A 7405-nucleotide genomic window follows, 5' to 3' on the forward strand; every position below is an offset into this window, starting at 1 on the left:
TATCCCAATAATTAACATTTAGCTGGTTTTCCAGTTACTTTTCGAGAATATTCTATTTTAACACGGATTATCTAAAAAAGGACAGCATAAATTAAGTTTATCAATTTGGAATTTGAAATAGGCTTGGGCGAAAAAGCAATTTGCAAGAAGGCTTTTTTAAGGTTGATTTAAGCTTTACAATATAAAATAATAATAGAAAAATTATATTTTGTGCTAAAATTTAGACTCAAATATATTCTTTTTTTACGAAAGTATATTATATGGAAATATTATGGGGTTGTAATGCAGCTGTATTTCTGACGAAGTTATGCGGGAGTATTTGCCTTGGCAGCTTTTATCGAATTTGCAGATTAAAATAGAGAGTATTATTGTTTTTATATAAACATGATAATACAAAAATTTACAAAAGGGGAGAAACGGATGAAAAAAGTTGTATCAAGTGCCGTCGTTGTTGCAATGCTTTTTGCAATAATGATACCTGTATGTTATTTTGGAGCCTTTGCAGAGGCTACTCAGACCCTTTTTATCAATGAAGTCATGTCGTCAAATTCGTCCACAATTCGTGACGGGGATGTTACCGACCCTAAACACGGAAGCAAGGGGGAGCATACTCAGACTGGATAGAGATTTATAATTCCGGCACCCGTGATGTGGACTTGACGGGATACATTTTGGCGGACTCATCGGCAGAATGGGTATTCCCGCAAGGAATAGTACCCGCAGGGGGATACTTGCTGGTTTGGGCATCCGACAAAAATATGGTGGCTCAAGACGGTCAACTTCACACAAACTTCAAATTAAGTGCGTCTGGTGAGAACGTAACATTAAAAAAGCCCGACGGAACTGCTGTTGATTCGGTTGATGTTATCAGCCTAGGGGATGACCAGAGCTATGGGAGAAAAAACGACGGCGCATCTGAGTTTGTTGTTTTCACAAAAGCAACACCTGGAGCGGCAAACGTTTATGATACTCCTAAAACATCCACTCTCTTCATCAACGAGGTTATGGCTTCCAACGCATCTACAATAAGAGATGGAGACATAGACGACCCTAAAGATGGCAGTAAAGGCGGAGCGTACTCGGACTGGATAGAGATTTATAATTCCGGCACCCGTGATGTGGATTTGACGGGATACATCCTGGCAGACTCATCGGCAGAATGGGTATTCCCTCAAGGAATTGTGCCGGCAGGAGGATACTTGTTGGTTTGGGCATCTGACAAGAATAAGGTTGCAGCTGACGGACAATTACATACCAATTTCAAGATAAGCTCCTCCGGAGAAGCATTGACACTGAAGGATCCTAACGGTAATGTTATTGATATTTTGGTAACTATAAATCTTTTGGATGACCAATCCTACGGTAGAAAAACCGACGGTTCGTCCGAACTGTCGTTGTTAAAACCTACACCCGGAGCTGCAAATGTTTACGACCCAAGCCTTATACCTGTTTTGGAGCCTGCTTTTTCCCATCAGGGAGGCTTTTATACCAACGCATTTAATCTCGAAATTACTGCAAATGAGCCCGGAGTCAAGATTTACTATACTACAGATTGCTCCGATCCTGTTCCGGGTAAAAAGGGAACCTTTGAATATACTTCTGGCATTAATATAAAAAGCAGGGCAGGAGAACCGAATGTACTTTCCATGATTCAGGATATATCCAACGACCAGTGGAACAAATGGAAGGCACCAAAAGGGGAAGTATTCAAGTGTACTACTATCAAGGCCGTTGCGGTGAGAAGCGATGGTGCAAAGAGCAAAGTAGTCACCCATTCGTATTTTGTAGATCCTCAAATGAATACAAGATATACCCTGCCTGTAATTTCTATTGTGACCGAATATGATAACTTGTTTGACCCGTCTATCGGAATTTATGTAAATGAAAACTATGAGAAAAAAGGTTCGGAATGGGAAAGACCGGCGCATATTGAGTTCTTTGAGACCAGCGGAAAGCTAGGATTTTCCCTCGATACGGGACTTAGGATACATGGCGGTTGGACAAGAAAGTATCCTCAGAAGTCTTTCCGTTTGTATGCCGACCACAATAATGATATTGGCGAAATTAAATATGAGATTTTCCCGGGACTTAGAGGAACGGGAACGGGCAAGAAAATAAAAAGCTTTGAACGCTTGATCTTGAGAAATTCGGGAAATGACTGGACGGCTGCTCTTTTCAGGGATGAGATGATGCAAAGTCTTGTTTCCCATTTGAAAATAGACACCCAGGCTTACAGACCATGCATAGTATTCTTAAATGGAGAGTATTGGGGAATATACCACATTCGTGAACGCTTTGACGATAAATACCTAAAAGCACACTACGACCTTGATGATGACAAGGTTGCAATACTTGATGTTTATGAGACACTGGAGGTGCAGGAAGGCGATTCAACGGATGTTTTGGCATATACAAATGATGTGATAAACTATTTAAAAACCCATTCCATAACAGAAAAGAGCACCTATGAGTATATTAAAACCAAAATTGACATAGAGAACTATATTGATTATTATGTTGCTGAGATATTCTTCGGAAATACGGACTGGCCGGGAAATAATGTAGCCATATGGAGGTATAAGACGGATGACGGACAATATCATCCTGAAGCTCCTTACGGTCAGGACGGAAGATGGAGATGGATGCTGAAAGATACCGATTTTGGTTTTGGTTTGTACGGAAAAAGCGTATCTCACGACACTCTTGCTTATGCAGCCGGTGATAGACGCGAAGGTACTGCCAATGCGGAATGGGCGGTGTTCCTCTTTAAAACTCTTCTTAAGAATGAAGAATTTAGAAATGAGTTTATAAACCGTTTTGCAGACCAATTGAATACCTCGTTTGTACCGTCAAGAGTAGTTTCGGTTATTAATGATGTGGTTTCAACTCTTGAACCGGAAATGCAGGAGCATACCGACCGTTGGCCGTTTATTAAATTGACTGCTACCAATTTCTTTGATACCACTTGGAGTCAGGAAGTAAACTGGATTAGGGACTATGCCTATAATCGTCCTGCAAATGTGAGACAGCACATATTGAACAAGTTCCGAAATAATGGTGTAACGGGGACTGCTTCTGTTCGTTTGAACACCGATTCAACCAAAGGTCATATAAAGATTAATTCCATTGACATAGTGTCGGATACCCCGGCAGTTACAAACCCTGATTCTTGGACCGGCATATACTTCAAGGGAGTACCTGTAACTATAAAAGCAATGCCTAAAGAAGGTTATGTGTTTGACCACTGGGAAGGAATAACCGAGGGTTTGGAGACGTCGGATACTGTGACAGTTACCCTTTCGAAGGATATGACTATTACAGCAGTATTCAAGCCCAAAGAGGTAATTCCGACACCAACACCTACTCCTGAGATTTTGTATGGTGACCTTAACGGAGATAATAAGGTAACTTCCACAGATTTGCTGGTATGCAAAAGGTATTTGCTTTTTGATTTGAAACCAGAGCAGATAAATTTGCCTGCAGGAGATCTTGACGGCAACGGAAAGATTACCTCCACTGACTATACATATCTCAAGAGATATTTATTGAAGCAGATAGACAAGTTCCCGGTACAGATGCGATGATAATATTCTTTATATATAATACATATTACATATATACAAGCATAATTGGGGGGAAAATGAAAGTTGGCAATTGAGGTATTTAACAGATATGAGAAAAAGTATTTGATGGACAACGAAACGTATATGAAGGTTAAAAACATACTCTTAGAGTATATGGAGCTTGATGAATATAATAAGGTGAATAATACGTACTACACAATAAGCAATATTTATTACGACACTCAGGACAACCAACTGATAAGACATTCGGTTTCAAAGCCTAGATATAAAGAGAAGTTAAGGCTTCGTGCTTATGGAGTACCCTCTTTGGATACCAAGGTTTATTTGGAAATTAAAAAGAAGGTAAACGGGCTTGTAAACAAGAGAAGAACAAAGCTGACATTGAAGGAGGCTTATGAATTTGCTGCAACGGGTACAAAGCCTGGATACCAGAGCTATATGAACAAGCAGGTTCTCAATGAAATCGAATATCTGCTCAATATGTATGACTTAGAGCCAAAGCTTTATCTGGCATATGACAGAATGGCGTATTTTGGAATAAACAACAGGGACTTAAGAATAACCTTTGATACCAATATTAGGTCCCGAAGGACTGATTTGAGACTTGAACTTGGCGACTATGGGGAACAGTTACTGGATGAAGGTGTGTGGCTTATGGAAGTCAAAGCGGAAAAGAGCATACCAGTCTGGCTTTCAAGGATGCTGAGCGAGAATAAGCTTTTTAAAACTAGCTTTTCAAAATATGGTACTGAGTACAAGAAGATGATTTTAAGCAACATTACAAAGGAGGATGAAAGCGGTTGCTTGACGGAATACTTGATGTCACGACTGGCATAACACTATCCTTTGGCAACATGATACTGACAGTGGTTGTTTCGTTTGTTTTGGGTATAGCTATAAGTTTGGTGCATATTAAGACCCATTCAGAAGGGTATTATTCTCAGAACTTTGCTTTGACTTTGGCTGTGCTGCCAAGTATTATTGCCATAATTATTATGCTCATAGGAAGCAATATTGCAAGAGCTTTTAGTTTGGCGGGGACTTTTATGTTCATTCGATTTAGAAGTGAAGAGGCGACTTTTAAAGATATTGCGTATGTGTTTTTTGCGTTGGCTGTAGGTTTGGCCTGCGGTATAGGATTTTTTGGATATGCCGCACTTTTTACCTTGGTACTTTGTGCTTTTCTGTTTGCTTTTGGCAAAGCAGATTTTGGTGTCCAAAAATCGCCGTATAAGCAGCTGAAGGTTACCGTCCGGGAGGATCTTGATTATAAAAGAGAGTTTGAAGAGGTTTTCAACAAATACGCATTGAGTTATGAGCTGCAAAAAGTTAAGCCAAAAGAATATGGAGCTTTCTACGAGCTTGTGTACAATGTATCTCTTTATTACGACGCAAACGAAAAAGAATTTCTTGATGCGCTTCGTTGTCGCAACGGCAATTTAAATATTGTGCTGGATATAAATACTGAAGGATAGTTGAAACAAGTCAGGGAGAACATCTCTTCCTGACTTGTAAATTTTAAATGCTTACAAGATATTTCTTTTCAAGCTTTATAGGTTGATAAGCCAATTTGGCTCTGCGCAGTCCGTCTAGACCCAAGTCCTCCTGGAGATTTATAAATTCAACATCGCTAAAGCATGTCTCTACCAGGGACTTGTTTAAAAAAGGGTATATTCCGGAAAAATTGTAATTTCCTTTTTCAAAGTGGATAGTTGCCATTTTGCCGTTTAGTTTTTCGCCTAACGCAAACCCTACTATTTCCTTGCCTACGTAAACGGCAATACCTTTTATATTATTAAAGAGGTTGATATTATTGAGAATGTCAAAAATGGCTTTTTGCTCATTTTTAAGCTGCTCACTTTGCATAGCCTTGTAATCGTACCATTTAAGGGACAAATCAATACAGTCCTTTATGACTTCAGGGGTTTGTATTTCTTCAATTCTGTAATCGTATTTCTTTATGAATTGATTGTACTGATTCTTTTTTCTGTGGTATTTGCTGCCGGACAGTGCAATCAATTCTTTAGTGTTGAAAATATAATCAAAGTTGTTTTTATCCTCGTGGGAAGTTACGAGTTCTCCGAAGTTTTCATGAAACTCATGCAAAAAAGGTGTTTCCACGTCCCCATACAAGTATTTGAAATCCGGATTATCTTTTTTTATAGCATTAAGTTTTAAAGTAATATCGGCTATTTTGGTTTTGCCGGCTCCAATGGGCTGCATAAAATATGTGCCGTTGCTGCCAGTGCGCTTTTTAACGACTATCGCATCGTCAACTATTGCAAACTCCGTATTATACATTTTTCTCCATATATAAAGTGTCAAAAATGAATATTCATAAGTGCAAAAATCATAGTCTTTCAGATATTCATGAAAAATCTCTCTGTCTTGTAGTTCTAAAGGTTTGAAATTTAGCATTTGTCTCATCCTACTTTATTTTTCTTTATTGTTTGTCCTATATAAATATCTTATGTTATTATATATAATTCGCGATTTTTTCGCCACTATATAAAAATAGCATTAAACAAGTAAAATTAATGATGTAGCCGTTTTATAATTATTATCCATAATTATTGTTTGATTTAATCAAGATTTTCTTGTAAACCATGGGCTGTGGCTGACGTATGAGCAAGGAAGCAAGAATTTATGTTCCTGTTAATGCAGCAATTGCTTGTATATCCATAAGAAATAATAATATACTATAATTAACCAAAAAAACTATTTGAAATAGCATAATAAATGTATATAATATACATGTTATGTAAGCTAAATGTAAGTTTGCATAATAAACGCAAAAGAAGTAGTATTTAAAACAGAACAGTAAATGGGGGTAGATGTAGTATGAAAAGAGTCATTTCAGCATTTCTAGCAATTATTCTAGTATTTCAAGCAGTACCTTTTTCAAGTTTTGCAGTATCAACAGATGATGGCAAATTCAAGCCAGCAATTAAAGTGATATTAAAGCACAAGAAGAGCTTATTTACGAAAAAATAAAGGAAGAAGAACAACTTAAGGAAAAGCTTACAAAGGATAGTGTAAAGGAATTAGCAGGGAAGTCTTCTTTATCAACAAAAGACGGTGCTGCACAAAATATTGCAATGCAATCATTCAAGTATTACAATGCAATCAAGTGAGCTTATAAATGCACCGTATGACCTTGATGCTGAGGTAATAAATGCATCGGTAAGTGGGAAGCATGTTATTCTTACATGGATGCCGTCGGAATGATATTGTCAATATTACTTGACACATTTTTCTCGTACAATTTGTGGTTTTTGCGCTGGGATATAATGGGATGGAGAGTAGCGAAATCCCATTATATCCCAGCGCGCCGCCTCGCTCCCATCGTTACGCTGTTTTAGCATATTGTTCCTCATAGAACTTCTTCCTCTTTACCATAGGCGGAAGCCCACCATTCGCCGAACAGATCCTGCGATTATTCCAATAACTCATGAAATATCGCCATATTAGGCTCTTGACCGCTTCCATCGGCATTTTCTTTACATCATGTCTATCATACAATAGTTCTTCCTTGAATCGTCCCCACAGGGATTCACATTTTGCATTGTCATGACACCTACCGCCGGCACTGTTCATACTCTGAATTATCCCACATTTTTCTATTACTTGGCGATATTCATTGCTGGTATATTGGCTTCCCCTGTCGGAATGGATAATCGCTCCTCTTAGTCCGGTATAGGCCATAATTGCGCTTTTTAGAGTGTCTACGCATAACCCCGCTTTCATGTTGTCTGCCATTGAAAGCCCTAAAACTGCATTGTCAAAGCAATCTTCTATTATTGATATATAAAGCTTACCAT

Annotated in this window: 7 protein-coding genes; 5 read left to right on the top strand and 2 right to left on the bottom strand. The window is 38.4% G+C overall.

The genetic code is table 11. The features are described 5' to 3' along the window. The first annotated feature begins 420 nt into the window (after positions 1 to 420). The 4 genes from PLH43_RS12455 (at position 421) to PLH43_RS12470 (ending at position 5059) form a co-directional block, all read left to right on the top strand. Positions 421 to 624, top strand: a complete 204-nt coding sequence (locus PLH43_RS12455) for a hypothetical protein (protein ID WP_324363603.1) — start codon at positions 421 to 423, stop codon at positions 622 to 624. Positions 625 to 650: 26 nt separating this feature from the next. Further along, on the top strand, positions 651 to 3584 hold the full coding sequence (locus tag PLH43_RS12460) for a CotH kinase family protein (RefSeq protein ID WP_324363605.1): 2934 nt from the start codon (positions 651 to 653) through the stop codon (positions 3582 to 3584). Positions 3585 to 3647: 63 nt separating this feature from the next. Then, positions 3648 to 4421, top strand: coding sequence for a polyphosphate polymerase domain-containing protein (locus tag PLH43_RS12465; RefSeq protein ID WP_324363607.1), 774 nt, complete (start codon positions 3648 to 3650; stop codon positions 4419 to 4421). Then, positions 4385 to 5059, top strand: a complete 675-nt coding sequence (locus PLH43_RS12470) for a DUF4956 domain-containing protein (protein ID WP_324363609.1) — start codon at positions 4385 to 4387, stop codon at positions 5057 to 5059. Before PLH43_RS12465 ends, PLH43_RS12470 begins: the two co-directional genes overlap by 37 nt. A gap of 43 nt (positions 5060 to 5102) precedes the next feature. Here PLH43_RS12470 and PLH43_RS12475 read toward each other — a convergent pair whose 3' ends face one another. Continuing rightward, on the bottom strand, positions 5103 to 6002 hold the full coding sequence (locus PLH43_RS12475) for a phosphatidylglycerol lysyltransferase domain-containing protein (protein ID WP_324363611.1): 900 nt from the start codon (positions 6000 to 6002) through the stop codon (positions 5103 to 5105). Positions 6003 to 6425: 423 nt separating this feature from the next. On the opposite strand from PLH43_RS12475, the gene PLH43_RS12480 reads away from it, so the two are divergent. Continuing rightward, the gene (locus PLH43_RS12480; RefSeq protein WP_324363613.1) at positions 6426 to 6578 is read left to right on the top strand and encodes a hypothetical protein; all 153 of its coding nucleotides are present in this window, start codon (positions 6426 to 6428) and stop codon (positions 6576 to 6578) included. Between the two features lie 354 nt (positions 6579 to 6932). On the opposite strand, the gene PLH43_RS12485 is transcribed toward PLH43_RS12480, so the two are convergent. After that, positions 6933 to 7405, bottom strand: a 473-nt coding sequence (locus PLH43_RS12485; RefSeq protein ID WP_324363616.1) for a DDE-type integrase/transposase/recombinase, incomplete at its 5' end; no start/stop codon positions are given.

The sequence above is a fragment of the Acetivibrio sp. genome (assembly GCF_035371925.1).
Classification (GTDB): Bacteria; Bacillota; Clostridia; order Acetivibrionales; family Acetivibrionaceae; genus Hungateiclostridium.